Source organism: Rhodobacter sp. P1_C2 (genome assembly GCF_056406375.1).
Window position 1 is genome coordinate 94,949 of record NZ_JBFUAG010000009.1, and the last position, 23,576, is coordinate 118,524.

Below are 23,576 nucleotides of genomic sequence, written 5' to 3' on the forward strand. Positions count from 1 at the left end.
CAAGAGGCAAGAGATGCTTTACTACGTCACCTTCGGCACCAATGACCTGGCCCGCGCCCGCCGTTTCTACGACCCGACGCTGGCGACGCTCGGCCTGATCGACCTTGCGCCCGAGGGGGCCGAGGCCTGCTATGGCCGCCCCGGCGATGCCGAGCCCGGTCTCTACATCACCGCCCCCTTCGACGGCCTGCCCGCGACGCGCGGCAATGGCACGATGCTGGCGCTGACCGCCGCGACCCGTGCCGAGGTGAGGGCCTTTCATGCCACAGCCCTCGCCAGTGGCGGCAGCGACGAAGGCGCGCCCGGATTGCGCTATGCCGAGAATTTCTACTCCTGCTATGTGCGCGATCCCGACGGCAACAAGCTTTCTGCCGTCTGCACCCGCGCTGAATAGGTCTAGAGGGCGCCGAAGGGCTTGCAGGCCTGCCCGCATCCGCCTAGATAGGCGCGTCACCCCGAAAGGCCTGTCCGCATGGAAAACGTCATCCTCGCCATCCACCTCATTCTGGCTCTGCTCCTCATCGGGGTGGTGCTTCTGCAAAGGTCGGAAGGCGGCGGCTTGGGCATGGGCTCGACCGGTGGCGTCGTCTCGGGCCGCTCGGCGGCCACGGCGCTGGCCAAGGTGACCTGGGTTTTCGCCGGCCTCTTCATCGCCACCTCGATCACGCTGACCGTGCTTGCCGCGCGTGACAGCGCCTCTTCCTCGGTGATCGACCAGATCGGCGGCACGCTGCCCGAACCGGCAGCGCCGGCGCCCAGCACGACCGCCCCCCTGACCGCCCTGCCGCCCGTCACCACGGATGCGCCAGCGACCCCGCCGAAAGCCGAAAACTGACCACTATCCTTTGACGACCTGACGTAAGGTTCGACAGCATCTAGCGGTCCGGTTGCGCATTGGGCGAAATTGCCCTATGCATCAACTCCCGTGGTGCTGCGATTCCGCCATACCGAATCGCGTTTAACACGGGGGCCTCAATGGCACGCTATATCTTCATCACCGGTGGCGTTGTGTCCTCCCTCGGCAAGGGCCTCGCCTCGGCCGCGCTGGGTGCCCTGTTGCAAGCCCGCGGCTACACGGTCCGCCTGCGCAAGCTTGACCCCTATCTCAACGTCGACCCCGGCACGATGAGCCCCTTCGAACATGGCGAGGTCTTCGTCACCGATGACGGCGCCGAGACCGACCTCGACCTCGGCCATTACGAACGCTTCACCGGGGTTTCGGCCCGCCAGACCGACAGCATCTCCTCCGGCCGGATCTATTCCAACGTGCTGGAGAAGGAACGCCGCGGCGATTACCTCGGCAAGACCATCCAGGTCATTCCGCACGTCACCAACGAAATCAAGGACTTCCTGCGCATCGGCCAGGACGAGGTCGATTTTATGCTGTGCGAGATCGGCGGCACCGTCGGCGATATCGAGGGCCTGCCCTTCTTTGAATCGATCCGCCAGTTCATCCACGAACGCCCGCGCGGCCAGTCGATCCTGATGCACCTGACCCTGCTGCCCTATCTCTCGGCCTCGGGAGAGCTCAAAACCAAACCCACCCAGCACTCGGTCAAGGAACTCCAGTCGATCGGCCTCGCTCCCGATGTCCTGGTCTGCCGCTCCGAACACCCGATCCCCGACCGCGAGCTGGAAAAGATCGCCCTCTTCTGCAACGTCCGCAAAGAGCATGTGATCCCGGCCTATGACCTGAAGACGATCTACGAGGCCCCCCTCGCCTATCACCGCGCCGGTCTGGACCAGGCCGTGCTCGACGCCTTCGGCATCTCCCCCGCGCCCAAGCCCAACCTGTCGCGCTGGGAAGACGTGATGGACCGCCTGACCCATGCCGAGGGCGAGGTCCGCGTTGCCGTCGTCGGCAAATACACCCAGCTCGAAGACGCCTACAAGTCGATCGCCGAGGCGCTGACCCATGGCGGCATGGCCAACCGCACCAAGGTCAAGGCCGAGTGGGTGGATTCGGAGATCTTCGAACGCGAAGACCCCGCCGCCTATCTGGAAGACTTCCACGCCATCCTCGTCCCCGGCGGCTTTGGCGAGCGCGGCACCGAAGGCATGATCAAGGCTGCCCAGTTCGCCCGCGAGAAGAAGGTGCCCTACCTCGGCATCTGCCTTGGCATGCAGATGGCGGTGATCGAGGCCTCGCGCCACCTCGTCGGCGTCAATGATGCCGGATCGGAGGAGTTCGACCACGAGGTCGGCGGCAAGCGCTTCACCCCCGTCGTCTATCACCTGAAGGAATGGGTGCAGGGCAACCACATGGTGACCCGCAAGGCCTCGGACGCCAAGGGCGGCACGATGCGGCTTGGCGCCTATACCGCCAACCTCAAGCCCGGCAGCCACGTCTCCGCCGTCTATAACGCGGTCAATATCGAGGAACGCCACCGGCACCGCTACGAGGTGGACCTGCAATACCGCACCCAGCTGGAGGACAAGGGCCTGATCTTCTCCGGCATGAGCCCGGACGGCAAACTGCCCGAGATCGTCGAGGTCAAGGACCACCCCTGGTTTATTGGGGTGCAGTTCCACCCGGAGCTGAAGTCGAAGCCCTTCGCCCCGCACCCGCTGTTTGCGGATTTCGTCCGGGCGGCGAAGGAGCAGGAGCGGTTGGTTTAGGGGGATAGAAAAAAGCTAGCGTGGACGGCCAAATTCCTGTTTGATAGTCCCAACAGGGAGTTGGTGCTTTGCCCTTAGATTTTGACATCCTTGGCAGCGGCATCTACACGCCGAGGCAGGCTGCACGTCTGGTTGGAACGACGCCGCAGGACGTTTTGCGATGGACACGGGGGAGTGGCACAACCACTTCGTTGTGGGATGCGCACTACCAGTTTTTGGATGACACGACAGAACTGAGCTTTTCTGATCTGATCGAACTGCGGGTGGTGGGTGCATTCCGCCGAATTGGGGTATCTCTCCAGGCCATCCGATTTGCTATCGAGCTTGCTGAAGCAAAATTCGGGGTCCGGCACCCTCTTTCGACGATGAAATTCAAGACTGATGGCGATGAAATTTTGATGGAGGCCTTGGAGAAGGACGGCAATCTCATGAGCCTTTCCAAGAAGCGCCCCGGTCAGAAGGTCTTTTCCAGCATCGTCCAGCAATCTCTGAACGATCTGGAATATGAAGATGGAAAAAGTGCACGCTGGCGCCCTTCGGTGGCTCGCCACGTCGTCATCGACCCGAAGCGAAACTTCGGCTCGCCAATTCTCGAAAAATTCGGCATCGAGACGAGTACAATTTTCCAAGAATACAACTCGTTTCAGGATATCAAATATCTGGCGGCCATCTATGAAATTCCTGTGAGTTCGGTGCGAGAAGCCATCGAGTTCGAGCGATCTTTAGATAAAATATTCGATAAGGAAAAGACGGCCGAAGAAAGCGTTTAGCTATATGGTAAAGGTACTTTTTGATCACAATATGCCGCCTGTAATTGCGCGAGCACTGGATATTTTAATCAAGCCGGAAGGACATCAGGCATTGCCACTGCGGGAACGATTTCCTGTAGATGTCCCAGATGCAGTATATTTCGCCGAACTTGGGAGCGACGGCGATTGGGTCGTTATTTCTAAGGACGTTGCGAATGCGAGACGCCCACCGGAGCGCGCGGCCATTCTGCGTTCTGGCGTCTTGGCATTCTATTTGGCGCCCGCGGTGCAAAAGCTTCGGATAAATGAGCAGGCAGCCATCATCCTGTGGCAGTGGGATAAAATTGTTGTACAGCGCGCGAACAACAAGAACGGCCTCTACCTTTTGCCAATAAACAAAGGCTCAAAGTTCGAGTCTCTTTAACAACAAAACGACTAGGTCATGTCACACACGACAGTCCCGCCTATTCGCTCCTTCCTCATTATGCTACACTCCCCCCATGCGCGCCCTGATCCTCCTCGCCCTTCTCGCCTCGCCTGCTGCGGCTGACCCGCTGGCGGGGAAGAGTTACATCATCCAGCTGTCTTCCAGCCAATATGAAAGCGGCTATGGCCACTATCTGGTGCCGCCCCTGGCCAAGGTCCTGAAGGCCTCGGGGATGCAGGCCAAGGCCGGGCCCGGGGCTGATCTCGTGGCCAATATCGAGACGGGCGGCGATACCGGGCGCTGGGTCGGGGCCGGGGCGCAGAAGGTCTGGATCTACAAGGTCACGGCCACGGTCGGCCTCTCGCCCGAAAGCTACAATTTTCCCGACGATGGCAAGCCGCAGTTCGGGGTCCGCGCCGTGCTGGAAACCCCCAATCCCGACCGCGAGGATGAGATGGATTGCCTGATCACGCTCGCGGCCCAGGTGGCCCTGCGCGACTATCGGCCCAAGGGGCTGGAGGTCGTCGACGGCCAGGGCTGCCTGCGCAAGCCCTGAGCGGGTGCGGGATTGACGAAAGGTTAACGGCCCCGGGCCTTATCCTGCAATATCAAAGGGTTGGCACAGATTGCACGCGTGCAATCAACCGCCTGTCACGCTTTCGGCGACCACCGGCATGACCTCATGCATCCCCTCATAGATCATGTGCAGCGCCACATAAAGGATGATGGCGAGGCCGACGAAGGCGATCCAGCGGTGCTTGTTCAACAGCCCCGCGATGAAGGAGGCGGCCAGCCCCATCAGCGCCACCGAAAGGGCAAGGCCGAAGACCAGAACCCCCGGATGCTCGCGCGCGGCCCCGGCCACGGCCAGCACGTTGTCGAGGCTCATCGAGACATCGGCCACCACGATCTGCCAGGCCGCCTGCCCAAAGCTCTTGCGCGGGGCATCCTTGGCCACCGCCCCATCGGCATTGAGGTCGCTATCGGCGAGGGCTTCGGCCGCATCATCGGCGGCATGGCCCTGCCGCAGTTCTCGCCACATCTTCCAGCAGACCCAGAGGAGCAGGATGCCGCCGGCCAGCGACAGGCCGGTGATCGCCAGAAGCCGGGTCGCGGCGAGGGCGAAGACGATGCGCAGGACCGTGGCGGCGAGGACGCCGATGATGATGGCCTTGGTCCGCTGCTCTTTCGGCAGGCCGGCGGCGGCCATGCCGATCACGATGGCATTGTCGCCCGCCAGGACAAGATCGATGCCGATCACCCCGAGTAATGCCGTCAAAGCTTCGGGCGTGATCATGTCCATCGGGTTCTCCTCGGTAACGGCCCTGTGTAGGTAAGGCGGCGCCTGCAAGCTTTCAACCCGAAACCTTGGGTCAATAACCCGGCTGGACGCAGCCGCGCCGTTGGGCTAGGCCGGGGCCATGCTGTCCTATCAACACGCCTATCACGCCGGCAACCTCGCCGATGTCCAGAAACACGCCCTGCTGGCCTGGGCGCTGGATTATCTGACGCAGAAGGACAAGCCGCTGTCCTATATCGAGACCCATGCCGGGCGCGGGCTTTATGACCTGACGGCGCCGGAATCCGCCAAGACCGGCGAAGCCGAGGGCGGCATCGCGCGGGCCGAGACCTGGCTGCCCGAAAGTCACCCCTACCGCCGCCGCCTGGCCGAGGTGCGGGCCGCCCATGGCCCGAGCTTCTACCCCGGCTCGCCCCTCGTCGCGGCCCTTTCGCTGCGGCCCGGCGACGTGATGCACCTCTGCGAGCTGCACCCGCAGGAGTTTCGCGCGCTGGAGGGCAACCTCTCCCCCTACGGCGCCCATATCCGCCAGATCGACGGGCTCGAGGCGGCGCTGACCCTGACCCCGCCGACGCCGCGCCGCGGCCTGATGCTGATCGACCCCTCCTATGAGGTGAAGGCCGATTACGAGGCGATCCCGAAGCTGATCGCCAAGGTGGCCAAGCGCTGGAATGTCGGGATCATCGCGCTCTGGTACCCGATCCTGCTGGACATTCCCCATGTGCCCATGCTCGCCGCCCTGACCCGCGACTTTCCCGAGGGCCTGGTCTCCGAGGTCCGCTTCCCCCCGATGCGCGAGGGGCACCGGATGGCGGGCTCTGGCATGTTCGTGGTCAACCCGCCCTATGGCATGGCCGAGGAAGCCGCCCGTCTTCACGCGATTTTTGAGGCACACCGCCGCTGATCGGGGTCCGATGCGGCCCTGAACCATTGGCAGCGCGCGGCTTGCCGCCTATGTTTGCCGGATGAGCTTTCTTGACCGCCTCTTCGGCCCCGCCCCCTCCCGCCTGCCTGCGCCGGACGAGCAGCTGGCCCTGGCTGCGCTCCTCGTGCGCGTGGCGCGGGCCGATGGCTTTGCGTCGGGTCCCGAACTGGCCCGGATCGACCGCATCCTCGCCAGCCGCTATGCCCTGCCGCCCGAGGCCGCCCTCGCCCTGCGGCGCGAGGCCGAGACGGTGGAGACGCTGGCCCCCGACACCGTCCGCTTCACCCGCGCCCTGAAAGAGGCCGTCCCGCTGGAGGCCCGCACCGGCCTGGTCGAGGCGCTCTGGTCGGTCGCCCTCGCCGATGGCCAGCGCGATGCCGAGGAGGACCGCCTCCTGCGGCTGGTCACGAGCCTTCTGGGCCTGACCGATGTTGAATCCGCCCTCGCCCGACAGAAAGCCCAACAGAAATGATCGCCTCGCTTGGAATGTACGACCGCGCCGAATGCCAACCGGCCAATGACCGGCTCTGGGCGCTGATCCGCGACGGGCTGCGCGCTGCGGGCATCGACGCGCCCGATACGCTGACCCGCGGCGCCGGCGCCTATTGGGAGGCGTGGGAGTCTCCCGATCTCCTCCTGTCGCAGACCTGCGGCTTTCCCTACCGCGCGAAACTCCACGGCAAGGTCACCCTGATCGGCACCCCGGATTACGAGGTCGCGGGCGCTGCCCCCGGCCATTACCGCTCGGTCTTCGTCGCCCGCAAGAGTGACCCGCGCAGCACCCTGCCCGATTTCCACGGCGCCGCCCTCGCCTTCAACGAGGATCTGTCGCAATCGGGCTGGGCCGCGCCGCAGAACCACGCGATCGCCCATGACATGCGCCTGATCCCGCATCTGCGGACCGGCGGCCACCTCGCCAGCGCCCGCGCCGTGGCCGAGGGCCTGGCCGAGATCGCCGCCATCGACGCCGTGACCTGGAGCATGATCGCCGAATGGGAGGCCTTTGCCGCCGACCTCAAGACCGTCGGCCTGACCGAACCGACCCCCGGCCTGCCCTATATCGCAGGCCCCGGACAGGACGCCGACCTCCTCTTCAAGGTCATCGCCGAGGCGATTGCCGCCCTGTCCCCCGCAGACCGCGACACCCTGCGCCTGCGCGGTCTGGTCCGCATCGAACCGGAATCCTACCTCGCCGTGCCGACGCCGCCGACCCCGGAAGACCTTGGCTACGTTGCTCCGCAGACTGCCTGAATTTCCTTCATCCAGATGAAAATATCCCGGGGGGAGCGGGGGGCTGGCCCCCCGCTCCCGCAGCAGTTGCCGATTTCCCTTGCCGGAATCGTCCGCGCCGCCTATCCTCAGATTTGATCAAATTGCGCGGAGGTCATGTCGACCTCTGCCGGGATCAACAAAAAGGGATGGATCAAGGGCATGATCCGACCCGCCCGCTGGGCCTCCCCCGACCGGGGCGGCCAAGTGTGGGCGGTGGTCTGCCCTTCCGATGTGACATGATGAAGGACTGGCTTAGAAAACACCCGGACGTCCGGACAATCCGCGTGGCAGCGGCGGACCTCAACGGGCAAGCGCGGGGCAAACGGGTTCCCGCACGTTTCGCGGACAAGATCGTGAAGGACGGGACGCGCTTCCCCTTCTCGGTTCTGAACCTCGACATCTGGGGCGAGGATATCGACGATTCCCCCCTGGTCTTCGAACAGGGCGACCAGGACGGCGTCCTGAAACCGACCGAGCGTGGCTTCATGCCGATGCCCTGGCTCGAGGCGCCGACGGCCCTGCTGCCGATCTGGATGTTCCGCGAAAACGGCACGCCCTACGAAGGCGACCCGCGCCATGCGCTGTCGGCCGTGGTCAACCGCTTCAAGGCGCGCGGGCTGACCCCGGTCTGCGCGATGGAGCTGGAGTTCTTCCTGATCGACGACTCGGGCAAATCGCTTCAGGTGCCGCCCTCGCCCCGTTCGGGCAAGCGGCGCAAGGCGGCAGAGACGCTGTCGATCCGCGCGCTGGACGTCTTCGACACTTTCTTCACCGACCTCTACGACGCCTGCGAGGCGATGGACATTCCGGCCGATACCTCCACCTCGGAAACCGGCCTCGGGCAGTTCGAAGTCAACCTGATGCATTGCGACGACGCGCTGCGCGCCGCAGACGATGCCTGGCTTTTCAAGCTGCTGGTCAAGGGCCTCGCCCGCCGTCACGGCTTTGCGGCCAGCTTCATGGCCAAGCCTTACCCGGAATATTCCGGCTCGGGCCTGCACACCCATTTCAGCCTGCTGGATGAGTCCGGGCGCAATGTCTTCGACAGCGGCGGGCCCAAGGGCACGGCGATGCTGAAACAGGCGGTGGCCGGGTGCCTCAATGCGATGCGCGATTCCACCCTGATCTTCGCGCCGCACCAGAACAGCTATGAACGTCTGGTGCCGGGCAAACACGCCCCCACCGCCGTCTGCTGGGGCTACGAGAACCGCACCGCCGCGATCCGCATTCCCGCCGGCAACCCCGGCGCGCGGCGGATCGAACACCGCGTGGCGGGGGGCGACGTGAACCCTTACCTGATGCTCGCCGCCATCCTTGGCGCGGCACTCGACGGGATCGAAAACGAGATGGAACCGCCAAGCCCGATCGTCGGCAATGCCTATGCCGTCGAAGGTCTGGAACAGATCGCCGAGACCTGGGAAACCGCGATCGAGGCGCTGGAGCAAAGCTCGATCGTCTCGCGCTTCATCCATCCTGAGCTGATCAAGAACCTGATCTCGACCAAGCGGCAGGAACTCCACTACCTCGACGAGCTGTCGGATTCCGAGAAGGTCGAGCTTTACCTCGACACTGTTTGATCAAATCACGGCACGCCCCCCTTGACCATCAGGGGGGGCGCTGCGCTAGGCTGGACTATCAGCAACCGGACCCATCATGAAAATCGGCATCCTGCAAACCGGCCTCGCGCCCGAAGTCCTCTCGGCAGAGATGGGCGATTACCCCGACATGTTTGCCCGGCTTCTGGCGGGCCACGGCTTCACCTTCGAAACCTTTCGCGTGGTGGAGGGGGAATTTCCCGCCTCGGTGCTGGACTGCGAGGGCTGGCTGATCACCGGCTCGCGCCACGGCGCTTACGAGGATCACCCCTGGATTCCGCCCTTGGAGCAGTTCATCCGCGACGCCTATTGGGCGCATGTGCCGATCGTCGGCATTTGTTTCGGCCACCAGATCGTCGCGCAAGCCATGGGCGGCAAGGTCGAACGCTATGCCGGGGGCTGGGCCGTGGGGGCGACCGACTATGACTTCGGCGGGCAGAAGCTGCGGCTGAACGCCTGGCACCGCGATCAGGTGACCGTGGTGCCGGAGGGGGCCGAAGTCGTGGCCAGCAACGACTTCTGCGAGAATGCCGCCCTCCTTTACAGCGACCGCGCCTTCACCGTGCAGGCCCATCCCGAATTCCAGCCGGAGTTCATCGACGGCCTGATCAAGACCCGCGGCAAGGGCCTCGTGCCCGACGATCTGATGGCCGAGGCGACGGGGCGGCTGACCCTGCCCCTGAACGACAAGACCATGGCCGACCAGATCGCAGAGTTTTTCACCATGGCGCGGGCCTGAAGCCTGCGCCGCCACAACAAGTGTGACCCATGTCCAAATGGACCGACCAACTGCCTGAGGCAGCAAAAGAATATATTGGCAGCCGCCGTGTTGATGAAGTGGAATGCGTGATCGGCGACATTGCCGGTGTGGCGCGGGGCAAGGCCATGCCCGCCGCGAAATTCGCCAAGCAGACCAATTACTTCCTGCCGAATTCTATCTTCCTTCAGACCATCACCGGCGAATGGGCCGACAACCCTTTCGATGCTTTCACCGAGCCGGACATGTATATGGTCCCCGACTTCTCCACCGCGACCGCCGCCCCCTGGACGGCGGATGTGACCCTGCAAGTCATCCATGACGCGATGGACCAGGACGGCAACCCGATCCCCTTCTCGCCCCGCAATGTGCTGAAACGGATCGTGAAGCTTTACAACGACCAGGGCTGGACCCCTGTCGTGGCGCCCGAGATGGAGTTCTTCCTGACCGCCCGCAACATCGACCCCAACATGCCGGTCGAGGCGCCGATGGGGCGTTCTGGCCGCAAGGCGGCGGGCAAGCAGGCCTATTCGCTGTCGGCCATCGACGAATATGGCAAGGTGATCGACGACATCTACGACTATGCCGAAGCCCAGGGGCTGGAAATCGACGGCATCCTGCAAGAGGGCGGCGCCGGCCAGATCGAGCTGAACCTCGAACATGGCGATCCGGTCCGCCTGGCCGATGACGTTTTCTTCTTCAAACGCCTGATCCGAGAGGCGGCGCTGCGCCACGACTGCTTTGCCACCTTCATGGCCAAGCCCATCGCGGGCGAGCCGGGATCGGCCATGCATATCCACACCTCAGTCGTGGACAGCAAGAGCGGCAAGAACATCTTTTCCGAAAAGAAGGGCGAGGAGACCGAGGCCTTCTTCCACTTCATCGCCGGCATGCAGAACCACTTGACCGGGGCGATTGCGGTTCTGGCGCCCTACGTCAACAGCTACCGCCGCTATGTTCCGGACTTTGCTGCGCCGATCAACCTGGAATGGGGCCGCGACAATCGCACCACGGGCCTGCGGATCCCGATCAGCAGCGCCGCCGCGCGGCGGGTCGAAAACCGCCTGCCGGGGATGGATTGCAACCCCTATCTCGGCATCGCGGCCACGCTTGCCTGCGGCTATCTTGGCCTGATGGAGAAAAAGCAGCCCCGGCCCGAGTTCAAGGCCAGCGCCTATATCGACAGCGACGACATCCCGACCAACCTGGGCGATGCCCTGGACCTCTTGGACGAGGACGCGGCCTTGAAGGGTGTTCTGGGCGAGGCCTTCTGCAAGGTCTACGATTCCGTCAAACGCAATGAATACAAAGAGTTCCTTCAGGTCATCTCGCCCTGGGAACGTCAGCATCTGTTGTTGAACGTATGAACTTGCTGCATGTGAACGACAAGGCGGGGGAATATCCCCCGTCCTTTTATGCTGCGACGGCGACGCCTTTCGCAGCCCTGCCCCCCCTGCAGGGCGAGGTCACGGCCGATGTCTGCATCGTCGGCGGCGGCTATACCGGCCTGTCGGCGGCCCTCCATCTGGCGCAGAAGGGCTATTCCGTCGTGCTGGTCGAGGCGCACCGGATGGGCTTTGGCGCCTCTGGCCGCAATGGGGGCCAAGTCGGCTCCGGCCAGCGCCAGGATCAGGATTGGCTCGAGGCCGAGATGGGGGTGGAAACCGCCCACAGGCTTTGGGCGCTGGCCGAAGAGGCCAAGGATCTGGTCAAATCGCTGATCCGGACCCATGCGATGCCCGTAACCTTCCACCCCGGCGTCGCCACCGCCTGCTGGCACGAGGCCGAGCTACGCGACACGCTGGCCTATGCCGACAAGCTGGAAGGCCATTACGGCTATTCCCACCTCGAACGCTTCGAGGGCAAGACGATCGAGGGGCTGATCGGCTCGAAGGCCTTCAAGGGCGGGGTGCTGGACACCGATGCCGGCCATGTGCATCCGTTGAACTATGCCCTTGGCCTCGCCGCGGCGGCCCGCGCCGCCGGGGTGCAGCTTTACGAACGCTCGGAGGTGCTGGCGGTGGAGCCGGGGGCCAAGCCCCTGGTGCGCACCGCGCAAGGCCAGGTTCGTGCGGCTCAGGTGATCCTCGCCTGCAACGGCTATCTCGGCGGGCTGGAGCCGAAGGTGGCGGCGCGGGTGATGCCGATCAACAATTTCATCCTCGCGACCGAACCCCTGGGTGACCGCGCCGCAGAGATCCTCGCCCGTCCGGTGGCGGTGGCCGATACCAAATTCGTGGTGAACTACTGGCGCCTGTCGGAGGATAACCGGCTGCTGTTTGGTGGCGGCGAAAGCTATGGCTACCGCTTCCCCGACATCCTGCGCACCGTCCGCAAGCCGATGCTGAGCATCTATCCCCAGTTGGCCGATGCGCGGATCGATTATGCTTGGGGCGGCACGCTGGCGATCACGATGAACCGGATGCCCTGCTTTGCCCGCCCGGCCGAGAATGTGATGTCGGCCTCGGGCTATTCCGGGCATGGGGTGGCGATGGCAACGCTCGCCGGCAAGATCATGGCCGAGACGGTGGCCGGTCAGGCCGAGCGTTTCGATCTGATGGCCTCGGTGCCGCAGACCGCCTTCCCCGGCGGGGCGAGGCTCCGGGCGCCACTACTCGTGCTTGCGATGACCTGGTACGCGCTCCGCGACAGGTTGGGTCTTTAAGCCCGGATCGACCAGTTCCATCGGCGGAATTCGCCGATGGCGCAGATTTGTCACTGGCGTGTCACCTTGGCACAGTTTAATCTTTCCTGAAGAAGAGTTTCAGGAAAGCTGCAACCATGGCCCCCGACGGACAAGCCCTCGCCCCCAATGTCTATGACGCCGAACCGATCCCGCCCGGCGCCCTGGCCGAGATCGAGCGGCTGCTGATCTCGGGCGATCTCTTCCGCTACACCGCCCCCGAGGGTGCGCCGGTGGCGCTGCTGGAGGCCGAGTTCGCCGAGCTGATGGGTGCCCGCTATGCGCTGGCGGTGTCGTCGTGTTCGGCGGCGCTGTTCCTGTCGCTGAAGGCGCTCGACCTGCCGCGCGGCGCGAAAGTGCTGATCCCGGCCTTCACCTTCGCCGCCGTGCCCTCGGCGGTGATCCATGCCGATTGCGTTCCGGTGCTGGTGGAAGTGGGGGAGAATTACCGCGTCGACATGGCGGATTTCGCGGCCAAGCTGCCCGGCGCCGATGCGGTGCTGATCAGCCATATGCGCGGCCATACCTCGGACATGGATGCGATCCTGGAACTGTGCGATGCGGCGGGGATTCCGCTGGTCGAGGATGCGGCGCATTCGCTCGGCACCGAATGGCATGGCCGCAAGATCGGCACCATCGGCAAGATCGGCTGTTTCAGCTTTCAGTCCTACAAGATGGTGAACGCGGGCGAAGGCGGCATGCTGATCACCGACGACCCGGAGCTGGCGGCCCGCGCCGTCATCATGTCGGGCGCTTACGAGCATAACTGGAAGAAGCATCCGGGCCTGCAGAACAGCTACATGCTCTGGCAAAACAAGCTGCCGCTCTACAACATGCGGATGCAGAACCTGTCTGCGGCGGTGATCCGGCCCCAGTTGCCCGAGGTGGCGCTGCGTGTGGCCAAAGGTCGCACAGGCCATGACCGGGTGGCGGCGCGGCTGAACGAGAGCGCCTGGCTCGCAGTCCCCGAGGCTTTGGCCCCGGAACTGCGCGCCCCTGATTCGATCCAGTTCAACCTGAAAGGCGATTGGAGCGATGCCGAAGCGCGGCGCTTTCAGACCGAGGCGAAGCGGCGCGGCGTTGCGGTGCAGGTCTTTGGCCTGTCGGAGGACAATGCCCGCGCCTTCTGGAACTGGCAGTTCCTGGGCGAGGCGCCCGAACTGCCGCAGACCCGCGCCATGCTGATGCGCGCCTGCGACGTGCGCCTGCCGACGCGGCTGACCGAGGCCGAGCTTGATTTCATCGCCGCCGCCCTGACCGCCGCCGCGCTGGACGTCAAAGGCTGACAGGCAAGATGGGCAGATTGCCCATCCTACCGGCTAAAGCAGGCGCAGGTGGCCTGCCATCCAGGGCCAGTCGGCCAGCGCCGGTTTGATCACCCTGTCATCGACCAGTCCGCGCAGCCGAGCGGCGACCTGGCCCGGAATATCGCGCAAGACCCCGGCCCGGGCCGAGAGCGACAGGCTGCGCTCCAGGGGCGCGAAAGGCAGGGGCGAGACCGTGACCGCCGCCCTGAACCGCGCGACATGGTGGAGCGCCAGGGGGGTCAGGATCGTCCAGCCCTCGCCGCCCGCCACCATGGCCAGGATCGCGTGATAGCTGTCGAGTTCGAAACGATGCGCCGGGCGCAGGTTCTGCCGCGCCAGATGCGCGGCGATCTGGCGGCCCATCAGGTGGCGGGCGGTGTACTGGATCAGCGGCAGGTCGGCTACGCCCGCCGCAGGGTCGCGGCCCCGCGGCAGGACGGCGACGAAGGGTTCGGCCATCAGGGGATGCACCTCGCGCCAGCCTTCTGCGCCGCCCTCGGTGCCCTGATCGGCGGCCACCACCACATCCAGCGCCCGGGCCTCCAGCTGGTCGAGCAGGCGGTGGCTGGGCCCGGTCTCCAGCAGAAAGCGGCAGCCTTTCAGATCGCGTGCGAGGGTGGTGAGCAAGGCCGGCGTCACCTCGGCGTCGAAATCCTCGATCATGCCAAGGCGCAGGGTGGTCAGGCCGGAAAGGTCCGCCACGGCGAGGTCGGCGCGGGCCTCGGCCTCGGCGTTGAGGATGGTCTGGGCGTGGCGGCGGAACATCTGACCGCCGGGGGTCAGGCCCATCGGCCGGGCGGAGCGGTCCAGCAGGACGGCGCCAAGCGCGGCCTCAAGCCCGGTGATCTGCTGGCTGATGGCGGAGGGGCTGACTTCCAGCCGCCGGGCGGCGGCAGAAATCGCGCCCTCCTCGGCCACGGCCAGAAAACATTCGATCCCCCAAAGGGTGACGCGTCCCTGAGGATCGGGCATTGGCTCTCCGCTTCACAAGGGCTCGGGCGGGCCGCGGCCAACCGTCAGAGCTTGGACAGTTTCTTCTGCAACTCGGCCAGCTGGCGCTTGATCTCGGCCAGATCCTCGGGCGTCTCGCTGGGTGATTCGGCCTCGGGCGCGCTGCCGCCGGCCCAGGGCAGACCGCCCATCATCGTCTTCATGAAGGCTTCCTGCTGCTTGCGCATCGCTTCGAAGCCCGGCATCGAGGTCAGGGGATTGGGGATGGCGGTGAGGTTTTCCACCATCTTGGACTGGCCCTCGCGCAGCATCTCGAAGCTGGCGGCGAGGAACTGCGGCACCACCGACTGGATGTTGGAGGTGTAAGAGCGCACCAGATCGGTCAGAACATTGGTCGGCAGGACCGTATCGCCCTTGGATTCGTGTTCCGCCACAATTTGCAGCAGATATTGCCGGGTCAGGTCGTCGCCGGATTTCAAGTCGATGATCTGCACTTCGCGGCCCGCGCGGATGAAGCCGGCGATATCTTCGAGGGTCACATAGTCCGAGGTTTCGGTGTTGTAGAGACGGCGGCTGGCATAGCGCTTGATCAACAATGGTTTAGCGGTCTCGGCCATAGGAGCTCCCCCGAATGTATTGCGGTGCAGAGAAGCTTAGGCGAGGTGCAGAATAAAAGAAAGGGCGGGCTTTGCAGCCCGCCCGTCCAAAATGCTATCGCAAACAGTCGGTCGCGATCACTTCGCGGCGGTGGCGGCGGTCACGGCTTTCTTGGCCACGGCGGTCACGTCGTCGCTGGCTTTCTTGACAGCGGCGGTGGCTTCAACCGAAGCGTCCTTGCCAGCGGCCAGCAGCAGTTCGACGGTGTCCAGCTGGACCTTCTTGGCGACTTCGGCGAAGGCAGCCAGGTGCTCGGACGCCATTTCGGCAGCGGCCGAAGCGAAATCGGTGGCGGCTTTGGTGTAGTCGGCCGGTTCGGTCTTGGCCTTGGAGACGGCGGTCAGCTTGGCCAGCGCGTCCTTGGCCCATTTGGACGAGATTTCGGTCGACTTCTCAGCAGCGTCGAGCGCAACCTTGGTCAGCTTTTCACCGAAAGCGGCTTGGGTCTTGAAAGCGTTCTGGAAGGCAGAGGCGTCAACCGGGAAGGACGCCATCATGTCTTGCATCACTTTGGTGAAATCGGGGGTCTTGGTCATTTCATATTCTCCTTATGAAGCGGGTCCAATCCCGTTTCCTGTGGAGGATATATACATGCTGCAGTGCAGCATTTCAAGTGAAAATTCTGCGACGCAGCGGTGACAGTCGCGCATAGCTTGTATTCGCCCCTGTCAACGCCCGCTGCGCCGCACCGATGTGCGGCCCCGGGTTCAGGGGGCGCTTGCCCCCAGAACATAGGTGCCCGGCGCCGGGCAGAGCACCGGCAGCGGGCCCGCCCCCGGCTCGCGCGCGGCGATCTGCGGGCCGGAGCGTTCGGCCAGCCAGTCGCGCCAGCGCGGCCACCAGCTGCCTTGCGTGAAGGTGGCGCCCTTGTACCAATCCTCGGCCACGCCCATCGGGGCGGCGTTGGTGTAATGGCCGTATTTGCCCTTGGACGGCGGGTTGATGATGCCCGCGACATGGCCCGACTGCGACAGGATGAAGGTCTTGTCCTTGCTGCCCATCTGGCGGACGCCGTTGAAGCTGCCCTTCCAATGCGCGATGTGGTCGGTCTCGCAGGCCACGGCGCACAGCGGCACCTTGACCTCGGACAGGCTGACCGGCTTGCCGAAGACCTTGAAGGTGCCCTGGGCAAAGCCGTCGTCCTGGCAGAGGCCGCGCAGATATTCGACCGCCATCTTGGCCGGCAGATTGGTGCCGTCGCCGTTCCAGTAGAGAAGGTCGAAGGCCGGCGCCTGTTCGCCCAGCATGTAGCTCTTGATCGCCGGCTGGAAGATCAGGTCGTTGGAGCGCAGGAAGCTGAAGGTGCGCCCCATGAAGGCTTTCGACAGGATGCCGTCGCTCTTCGACTGCCGCTCGATCCCGTCGACGAAGTCATTGGCCAGAAAGACCCCCACCTCGCCCGGATCGGAGAAATCGGTCAGCGTGGTGAAGAAGGTGGCACTCTTCACCGTCTTGTCCCCGGCCCGCTCCAGATGCGAGAGGGTCAGGCCCAGCGTGGTGCCGGCGATGCAATAGCCGACACAGTTGATCTGCTTTTCGCCGGTTGCGCGCCGGGTCTCGGCCATCGCGGTGAGGAACCCGTCGCGGATATAGTCGTCCATCGTGATATCGGCATAGGCCGCATCCGGGTTGATCCAGGAGACGACGAAAAGCGTGAAGCCCTGTTCCACCACCCAGCGGATCAGGCTGTTGGCGGGCTTCATGTCCATCACATAGTATTTGTTGATCCAGGGCGGGAAGATCAGCAGGGGCGTCTTGTAGACCGTCTCGGTCACCGGCGTGTACTGGATCAGCTCGAACATGTGGTTGCGGAACACCACCGCGCCCGGCGTGGTGGCGATGTTCACCCCGATGGTGAAGGCCTCGGGGTCGGCGAGGGTCACCTGCAGGTTGCCATTGCTCGCCTCGATGTCGCGCACGAGGTTCTCCAGCCCCTGCACCAGGCTTTCGCCATCGGTCGCCATCGCCTTTTCCAGCGCATCGGGGTTGGTACCCAGAAAATTGGTCGGCGCCATCATGTCGACAATTTGACGGGTAAAGAATTCGACACGCTTCCGTTCATCCGGGTCCAGCGCATCCATATCCGACATCGCGGTCTGCACTGATTCGACGTTGAGGAGGTATTGTTGCTTCAGATAATGGAAGGCGGGATTGGTGTCCCAGACCGGATTGGCAAAGCGGCGGTCCTTGGGCGCGTCGGTCGCGGGCGGGGCCTCGCCCTTGACGAGGGCCTGCTGGGCCTCGACGTAATTCTTCATCGTCTTGCCCCAGTATCCGACCTGCTGCTCCATCATCTTGGCCGGATTCTGCATCATCCCCGCCAGATATGCCGCTGCCGCCTTCATGTAGAGGTCCTGATGCGGCCCATCGAGCGCGGTGTCATGCGGTTTGCGCGCCGCCATCGCCTGCATCAGACGGGCCGAAAGCGCCTCGACCCGGGCAAGATTTTCGGTCAACCGCGCCAACTTTGCTTGTGCGTCAATCTCGTCAGTTGTCATGATGCCTTTTCGCCCCTATTCTCGCTGCTGTGCAGCATTTTCCGCCCCCTCCCCGCATCGCGACCATAGGGCCGGGACGCCAACCACATAAGGACGCCAGATGAAGTATATGGCCACATACGACTGGATGGAAAGCATTCGCAACACCACAGAGTGGGCGGGCGCCAGCGCAAGGGCGATTGCCTCCTACCCGGCCTTTGCCTTGTCGATGAACCCGATGATCGGCCTTACCGCTGCCTGGGGCGAAGTGGCCGAGCGCAGCTTTGGCCGGATGAGCGTCAAGCCCGACTGGGGCATCCGCTCCTTCGTCGGCCCGACCGGGCAGGACCACCTGGTCGACGTGAAGGTCGAGGTGGCCAAGCCCTTCGGCGACCTGATCCATTTCGCGGTCCGCCGGCGCGAGCCGATGAAGCGCAAGCTTCTGGTCGTGGCGCCGATGTCGGGCCATTATGCGACGCTGCTGCGTTCGACCGTCACCAGCCTGCTGCCCGACGCCGAGGTCTATGTGACCGACTGGCACAATGCGCGCGACATTCCCGCCAGCGCCGGCAAGTTCGACATCGAGGATTACACGCTCTACCTCGTCGAGTTCATGCGCCACCTCGGGCCCGACACCCATGTGATCGCCGTCTGCCAGCCCGCGCCCCTGACCCTGGCCGCCACCGCCTATCTCGCCGGTGAGGACCCCAAGGCCCAGCCGCACAGCCTGATCCTGATCGGCGGCCCGATCGACCCCGATGCCGCAGCCACCGATGTCACCGACTTTGGCCGCCGCGTCACCATGGGGCAGCTGGAGGAAATGGCGATCCAGCGCGTCGGCTTCAAATACAAGGGCGCCGGGCGTCTGGTCTATCCGGGCCTTCTGCAGCTGGCCGGTTTCATCTCGATGAATGCCGAGCGTCACTCCAAGGCCTTCTCCGAACAGATCATGCGCGTGGTGCATGGCGAGGCCTCGGATCAGGACGCGCACAACCGTTTCTATGACGAATATCTCTCGGTCATGGACATGACGGCGGAGTTCTACCTCTCCACCGTCGACCGCATCTTCAAGAAGCGCGAGATTGCGAAGAACGAATTCGTCGTCGCCGGCAAGAAGGTGGACATCGGCGCGATCAAGCGGGTGGCCGTGATGACGGTGGAGGGCGAGAAGGACGATATCTCGGCCCCCGGCCAATGCGTCGCGGCGCTGAAGATGCTGACCGGATTGCCCGAGGCGATGAAGGCCGAACATCTGGAGCCCGGCGCCGGCCATTACGGCATCTTCGCCGGCAAGAGCTGGCGGCTGAACATCCGCCCGCTGGTTCTGGGCTTCATCGACAAGCACTCGGGTGCCGAGGCAGCGACCCCGGCCAAGCTGAACGCCCCGGCCGATGCCGCGCCCAACGCGGTTTTCGTGAAATCGGCACGGCTGGCACCGCCGGTGGAGAAAGTGGCCGAAAAGGCGCCGGTTGCGGCCCCTCCCGCCACCAAGCCCGCAGCAAAGCCCGCCGCCAAGAAAGCCGCAGCGCCGAAGGCCGAGACGGTTAAAGCCGCAGCGCCTAAAACTGTCGCCGCGAAGCCGGTGGAGGTGAAAGCCGCTGAGGTGAAGCCCGCTGCCGTCAAACCGGCTGAAGTGGCCAAGCCCGCAGCCGCCCCGGCACCCAAGCCCGTGGTTGCCGAGGCCAAGCCCGCGCCCGCCCCCACCATGCCAGCGCCGGCCACGCCTGCGCCGTCTGTGGCCAAGGAGCCGACCGTCGCCGAAAAGCCGGCTGCGGTGACCCCGGCTCCGGTGGCCGCTGCGCCGCAACCTGCCCCGGTCGCCGCCCCTGCCCCGGCTCCGGTCGCAGCGCAGACCACCCCGGCGACCCCGACCGCAGCCCCGGCTTCGACCCCGGCTGCAGCGCCTTCGTCGGGCAATGTCACCCCGATCCGTCAAGCCAACAAGGGCTAGGCGGAGACCTCCGCGACGCTGCGCTCGATCAGGCGCAGCGCCTCGGGGGAGGAAAAGCGATGGTCGGCCCCCTTCATCAGGGTCAGCCTTATATCCCCGCCCCGCGCGTGGTTGAAAAGCCGGATCGCGACCTCGGGCGGGACATCCTCATCGGCGGAGCCTTGCAGGAACCGCACCGGAAACGGCAGATCCAGGGGCGTGCGCAACACCAGATGCGCGCGCCCTTGTTCGATCAATTTCGCCGTGAAGACATAGGGTTCGTCGGAATAGGCCGAGGGCCGCTCGATCAACCCGCGCACGGCCATCTGCGCCTGTTCCGCCGTGGTCAGGCTGGGCAGCACGCTGTCCTCGGTGAAATCAGGGGCGGCGGCGATGCCGACCAGACCCGCGATCCGCTCCGGCACGGCGCGGGCGAGGAGCAGCGCAATCCAGCCCCCCATCGACGAGCCGACCAGAACCTGCTTCCCCTCGGTCAGGGCAAGCGCGGCCCTGGCATCGGCGAACCAGTCGCCAATCCCCAGATCGTTGAAATCGCCACCCGATTCCCCGTGACCGGAATAGTCGAACCGCAGGAAGGCGCGGCCCTGCGCGCGGGCCCATGCCTCCAAAGCCATCGCCTTGGTGCCGCCCATGTCCGACCGGTAACCGCCCAGAAACACGATCCCCGGCCCCTGCCCTGCGCTTTGGTGATAGGCGAGGTCGCGGCCCTCGGGGGTCTGCAAACGGCTGGCTTGGGTCATCGGTCACTTTCCGGATAGTTGGGCAGATTGCCCATCCTACGCCCCCCGCCGCGATTGACAACCGCCCGCCTTCCCGGCAGAACCCCCGGACCAACCCGCAACCGGGCGCTTCGTAGGCGCCAAAACGACGAGGAGAGGGCCAGATGCCCCATGCGTCACAGATTTCCCTGACATTTCCCGATGGTGCGCGCCGCGACTATACCGCCGGCGTGACGGCTGCCGAAGTGGCGGCCTCGATCGCGCCGGGTCTGGCCAAGAAGGCGATCTCCGCCTCGGTCGACGGGGTCCATTACGACCTGCAATGGCCGATCCTGAAGGATGCCGCCATCGCCATCCACACCATGGCCGATGACGCCCAGGCGCTGGAGCTGATCCGCCACGACTGCGCCCATATCATGGCCCGCGCTGTGCAGGAGATCTGGCCCGACGTGAAGGTCACCATCGGCCCGGTCCGCGACTATGGCTGGTTCTACGACTTCGACCGCGCCGAGCCCTTCTCGGCCGACGACCTTGGCCAGATCGAGGCCAAGATGAAGCAGATCATCAACGCCCGTGACCCGGTCCGTACCGAAGTCTGGCCGCGCGCCCGCGCCATCGCCTACTATGAGGAGCGCGGCGAGCCCTTCAAGATCGAGCTGATCAACCGCATCCCGGAGGGCGAAGACCTCAGGATGTACTGGCACGGCCACTGGCAGGACCTCTGCCGCGGCCCGCATCTGCAGCACACGGGCCAGGTGCCCGCCGATGCCTTCAAGCTGACCCATGTCGCCGGGGCCTATTGGCTCGGCGACGCGACGCGCCCCATGCTGCAGCGCATCTATGGCCTCGCCTTCAAGAACCGCGACGACCTCAAGGCCCATCTGACCATGCTGGAAGAGGCCGCCAAGCGCGACCACCGCAAGCTGGGCCGCGAGATGGAGCTGTTCCATCTGCAGGACGAAGCCCCCGGCATGGTCTTCTGGCATCCGAACGGCTGGCAGATCTGGCGGAGCTTGGAAGATTACATGCGCGGCCGTCTGCGCACGGCCGGCTACAAGGAGATTCGCACGCCGCAGGTGGTGGACCGCATCCTCTGGGAGAAGTCCGGCCATTGGGAGGCCTACCGCGAGAACATGTTCATCGTCGAAGTGGACGAGGACGGCGCCAAGGAAAAGCGCATCAACGCGCTGAAGCCGATGAACTGCCCCTGCCATGTGCAGATCTTCAACCAAGGCATCAAGTCCTATCGCGACCTGCCGCTGCGTCTGGCCGAGTTCGGGTCCTGCCATCGCTACGAATCCTCAGGCTCGATGCACGGCCTGATGCGGGTGCGTGGCTTCACGCAAGACGATGCGCATATCTTCTGCACCGAAGACCAGATCGAGTCGGAATGCGCGGCTTTCATCGCGCTTTTGTCCAGCGTTTACAAAGACCTCGGCTTCCCGAAGTTCGACATCAAGCTTTCGACCCGCCCCGATGTCCGCATCGGCTCGGACGAGACATGGGACAAGGTCGAAGGCGCGCTGAAAGGCGCCATCGAAAAGCTCGGCCTGCCCTACCAGATCAACCCCGGCGACGGTGCCTTCTATGGCCCGAAGCTCGACTTCAAGCTGACAGATGCGATCGGGCGCGAATGGCAGTGCGGCACCTTCCAGGTTGACCCCAACCTGCCGACCCGCCTTGGCGCGGAATATGTCGGCGAGGATGGCGCCAAGCACCGGCCCTACATGCTGCACCGCGCGATCCTCGGGTCTTTCGAGCGCTTCATCGGCATCCTGATCGAGAACTACGCCGGCAAGCTGCCCTTCTGGCTGGCGCCGCGTCAGGTCGTCGTGGCCTCGATCGTCTCGGACGCCGATCCTTATGTGCATGAGGTCGTGGGCGCCCTGCGCAAGGCCGGGGTGCGGGCAGAGGCCGACGTGCGCAACGAGAAGATCAACTACAAGGTCCGCGAACATTCGCTGGGCAAAGTGCCGGTCCTTCTCGCCATCGGCATGAAAGAGGTGGAGGAGCGCACCGTCTCGGTCCGTCGTCTCGGCGAAAGCCGGACCGACACCATGACGCTGGATGCGGCGCTGTCCGACCTTGGCTTTGCCGCCCTGCCGCCCGCCAACTGAGGCCGTCTTTCGCGTCTGCCCCGTCCGGCCCATGCCCGGACGGGGCTTTTTCTTGCGCGCCGGGGCCGCAACAGGGGGTGGAATCGGCCCCGCTGCCGCCATAATTCCTGCCGGATCGGCCCGACTGGTGGCGCTATCGGCGTGATTTCCCCGCCCATCCCCCCCGAAAACGTCATCAAACCGCCTGAAAACGCCTTATTTTCAAGGATCACGCTTGATTTTCATTTCACCTTTGGCATCATCGCCCCCAGTGACGACAGTTTTCTACCCGGCTCCCTTCGTGAAGACCGAGAAGATCTGGCCGCACGGCCCGGCGCAATATCGCCCCGGGAGGGTTAAGATGGGAGAAGCGGCATGCCGACGGGCACCGTGAAGTGGTTTAACGCGACCAAAGGCTATGGTTTCATTGCGCCCGATGACGGCGGCAAGGACGTTTTCGTGCATATCTCGGCGGTGGAGCGCGCCGGGATGAAAGGGCTGAACGAGAACCAGAAGATCGGGTTCGAGCTGCAGTCAGGCCGTGACGGCAAGCAATCGGCCGGCGACCTGCGGCTGCTTTAAGCCGTTGTCTTAGCTTCGGTTTCAGCGTCCCAGCCGATAAACCAGGTGGCCCCGTCCTGAATGATGGGGCGCTTCATCACGGTGGGTTGGGCCGCGATCTGCGCCTCGGGTTCGCTTTCGCGCAAGAAGGCCGAAAAGCCTCGATAGGTCGTGGACTGCTTGTTCACGGCCCTGTCGCCAAATTCCTCAACGATCGCGGCAATCTCGGCCTCGCTCAAAGGTGCGGCGCGCACGTCGCGGAAGGTCACATCCTTGCCCGCCCGTTCCAGCGCCTTCAACGCCTTTTTGGTCGTGTCACACGTCGAAATTCCGTAAACGATCATCGCCTCAGGCTCCTTCTTGGGTCGGCAGGGCCCCTGCCCGGCAGGTGGACCGGTTGCAGGCGTAACGCTTTGCTCGCCCCTGTCAAGCCAATGCTCCCCCCCTTTCGCAGCGCCTGCGGATAATCGAGGCAACCATTCGCCGTCTCGCGCGTTGGGCTTGCATCATCCGGATGGCCACATCGGCCA

At 64.5% G+C, this 23,576-nt stretch carries 23 protein-coding genes and 1 pseudogene; 17 read left to right on the forward strand and 7 right to left on the reverse strand.

The features are described from left to right. Positions 1 to 13: 13 nt before the first annotated feature. From AC1DZT_RS16335 to AC1DZT_RS16360, 6 genes are all read left to right on the forward strand, one after another. Positions 14 to 394 carry a VOC family protein gene (locus tag AC1DZT_RS16335; protein ID WP_478007703.1) on the forward strand — a complete coding sequence of 127 codons (381 nt, stop codon included), beginning with the start codon at positions 14 to 16 and terminating at the stop codon, positions 392 to 394. Positions 395 to 472: 78 nt separating this feature from the next. Beyond that, entirely contained in the window at positions 473 to 835 is a 363-nt protein-coding gene (gene secG, locus AC1DZT_RS16340) for a preprotein translocase subunit SecG (RefSeq protein ID WP_478007704.1), read from the forward strand. Between the two features lie 140 nt (positions 836 to 975). Next, positions 976 to 2,619 (forward strand): CTP synthase, encoded by a 1,644-nt coding sequence (locus AC1DZT_RS16345; protein WP_478007705.1) that lies wholly within the window; start codon positions 976 to 978, stop codon positions 2,617 to 2,619. Positions 2,620 to 2,687: 68 nt separating this feature from the next. After that, entirely contained in the window at positions 2,688 to 3,389 is a 702-nt protein-coding gene (locus AC1DZT_RS16350; RefSeq protein WP_478007706.1) for a hypothetical protein, read from the forward strand. 4 nt (positions 3,390 to 3,393) lie between these two features. Next, entirely contained in the window at positions 3,394 to 3,792 is a 399-nt protein-coding gene (locus tag AC1DZT_RS16355; RefSeq protein ID WP_478007707.1) for a PIN-like domain-containing protein, read from the forward strand. Between the two features lie 76 nt (positions 3,793 to 3,868). Beyond that, a complete protein-coding gene (locus AC1DZT_RS16360) occupies positions 3,869 to 4,351 on the forward strand; it encodes a hypothetical protein (RefSeq protein ID WP_478007708.1) in 483 nt (160 codons plus the stop codon). 84 nt (positions 4,352 to 4,435) lie between these two features. Here the strand turns inward: AC1DZT_RS16360 and AC1DZT_RS16365 are convergent, their stop codons facing one another. Next, positions 4,436 to 5,098: a TerC family protein gene (locus tag AC1DZT_RS16365; protein ID WP_478007709.1), complete on the reverse strand. Its 663-nt coding sequence runs from the start codon at positions 5,096 to 5,098 to the stop codon at positions 4,436 to 4,438. 118 nt (positions 5,099 to 5,216) lie between these two features. Here AC1DZT_RS16365 and AC1DZT_RS16370 point away from each other — a divergent pair, with 118 nt between their 5' ends. The 8 genes from AC1DZT_RS16370 to AC1DZT_RS16405 all read left to right on the forward strand — a co-directional run bounded on the left by AC1DZT_RS16370 (position 5,217) and on the right by AC1DZT_RS16405 (position 13,613). Then, positions 5,217 to 5,999, forward strand: a complete 783-nt coding sequence (locus AC1DZT_RS16370; protein ID WP_478007710.1) for a 23S rRNA (adenine(2030)-N(6))-methyltransferase RlmJ — start codon at positions 5,217 to 5,219, stop codon at positions 5,997 to 5,999. A gap of 61 nt (positions 6,000 to 6,060) precedes the next feature. Then, entirely contained in the window at positions 6,061 to 6,492 is a 432-nt protein-coding gene (locus AC1DZT_RS16375) for a tellurite resistance TerB family protein (protein WP_478007711.1), read from the forward strand. After that, positions 6,489 to 7,271, forward strand: a complete 783-nt coding sequence (locus AC1DZT_RS16380; RefSeq protein ID WP_478007712.1) for a phosphate/phosphite/phosphonate ABC transporter substrate-binding protein — start codon at positions 6,489 to 6,491, stop codon at positions 7,269 to 7,271. Before AC1DZT_RS16375 ends, AC1DZT_RS16380 begins: the two co-directional genes overlap by 4 nt. Positions 7,272 to 7,531: 260 nt before the next feature. Beyond that, entirely contained in the window at positions 7,532 to 8,869 is a 1,338-nt protein-coding gene (locus AC1DZT_RS16385; RefSeq protein WP_478007713.1) for a glutamine synthetase family protein, read from the forward strand. A gap of 76 nt (positions 8,870 to 8,945) precedes the next feature. Beyond that, positions 8,946 to 9,626, forward strand: coding sequence for a type 1 glutamine amidotransferase (locus AC1DZT_RS16390; RefSeq protein ID WP_478007714.1), 681 nt, complete (start codon positions 8,946 to 8,948; stop codon positions 9,624 to 9,626). Between the two features lie 29 nt (positions 9,627 to 9,655). After that, complete coding sequence (locus AC1DZT_RS16395; protein WP_478007715.1) at positions 9,656 to 11,011, forward strand: glutamine synthetase family protein; 1,356 nt, start codon at positions 9,656 to 9,658, stop codon at positions 11,009 to 11,011. Continuing rightward, entirely contained in the window at positions 11,008 to 12,309 is a 1,302-nt protein-coding gene (locus tag AC1DZT_RS16400) for an NAD(P)/FAD-dependent oxidoreductase (RefSeq protein WP_478007716.1), read from the forward strand. The genes AC1DZT_RS16395 and AC1DZT_RS16400 overlap by 4 nt, the downstream gene beginning before the upstream one ends. A gap of 116 nt (positions 12,310 to 12,425) precedes the next feature. Next, positions 12,426 to 13,613: a DegT/DnrJ/EryC1/StrS family aminotransferase gene (locus AC1DZT_RS16405; protein WP_478007717.1), complete on the forward strand. Its 1,188-nt coding sequence runs from the start codon at positions 12,426 to 12,428 to the stop codon at positions 13,611 to 13,613. A 33-nt stretch (positions 13,614 to 13,646) separates the two neighbouring features. Here the strand turns inward: AC1DZT_RS16405 and AC1DZT_RS16410 are convergent, their stop codons facing one another. The 4 genes from AC1DZT_RS16410 to AC1DZT_RS16425 form a co-directional block, all read right to left on the reverse strand. Next, positions 13,647 to 14,606, reverse strand: coding sequence for a LysR family transcriptional regulator (locus tag AC1DZT_RS16410; protein WP_478007718.1), 960 nt, complete (start codon positions 14,604 to 14,606; stop codon positions 13,647 to 13,649). A 44-nt stretch (positions 14,607 to 14,650) separates the two neighbouring features. Continuing rightward, positions 14,651 to 15,202 carry a polyhydroxyalkanoate synthesis repressor PhaR gene (gene phaR, locus AC1DZT_RS16415; RefSeq protein ID WP_478007719.1) on the reverse strand — a complete coding sequence of 184 codons (552 nt, stop codon included), beginning with the start codon at positions 15,200 to 15,202 and terminating at the stop codon, positions 14,651 to 14,653. A 117-nt stretch (positions 15,203 to 15,319) separates the two neighbouring features. Beyond that, a complete protein-coding gene (locus tag AC1DZT_RS16420) occupies positions 15,320 to 15,778 on the reverse strand; it encodes a Phasin (RefSeq protein ID WP_478007720.1) in 459 nt (152 codons plus the stop codon). Positions 15,779 to 15,949: 171 nt separating this feature from the next. Further along, positions 15,950 to 17,740, reverse strand: coding sequence for a PHA/PHB synthase family protein (locus AC1DZT_RS16425; protein ID WP_478007721.1), 1,791 nt, complete (start codon positions 17,738 to 17,740; stop codon positions 15,950 to 15,952). A gap of 100 nt (positions 17,741 to 17,840) precedes the next feature. Between AC1DZT_RS16425 and phaZ the strand changes: the two are divergent. Continuing rightward, positions 17,841 to 19,118 (forward strand): annotated as a pseudogene (phaZ, locus tag AC1DZT_RS16430) (polyhydroxyalkanoate depolymerase); the annotation flags it as partial. Between the two features lie 548 nt (positions 19,119 to 19,666). On the opposite strand, the gene AC1DZT_RS16435 reads toward phaZ, so the two are convergent. Next, complete coding sequence (locus AC1DZT_RS16435) at positions 19,667 to 20,410, reverse strand: alpha/beta hydrolase (protein WP_478007722.1); 744 nt, start codon at positions 20,408 to 20,410, stop codon at positions 19,667 to 19,669. Between the two features lie 143 nt (positions 20,411 to 20,553). On the opposite strand from AC1DZT_RS16435, the gene thrS reads away from it, so the two are divergent. Both thrS and AC1DZT_RS16445 read left to right on the forward strand, forming a co-directional pair. Continuing rightward, positions 20,554 to 22,506 carry a threonine--tRNA ligase gene (thrS, locus tag AC1DZT_RS16440; protein WP_478007723.1) on the forward strand — a complete coding sequence of 651 codons (1,953 nt, stop codon included), beginning with the start codon at positions 20,554 to 20,556 and terminating at the stop codon, positions 22,504 to 22,506. 354 nt (positions 22,507 to 22,860) lie between these two features. Beyond that, positions 22,861 to 23,067, forward strand: a complete 207-nt coding sequence (locus tag AC1DZT_RS16445; RefSeq protein WP_478000146.1) for a cold-shock protein — start codon at positions 22,861 to 22,863, stop codon at positions 23,065 to 23,067. Here the strand turns inward: AC1DZT_RS16445 and AC1DZT_RS16450 are convergent. Continuing rightward, entirely contained in the window at positions 23,064 to 23,390 is a 327-nt protein-coding gene (locus AC1DZT_RS16450; protein ID WP_478007724.1) for an arsenate reductase family protein, read from the reverse strand. The genes AC1DZT_RS16445 and AC1DZT_RS16450 overlap by 4 nt on opposite strands. Between the last annotated feature and the right edge of the window lie 186 nt (positions 23,391 to 23,576).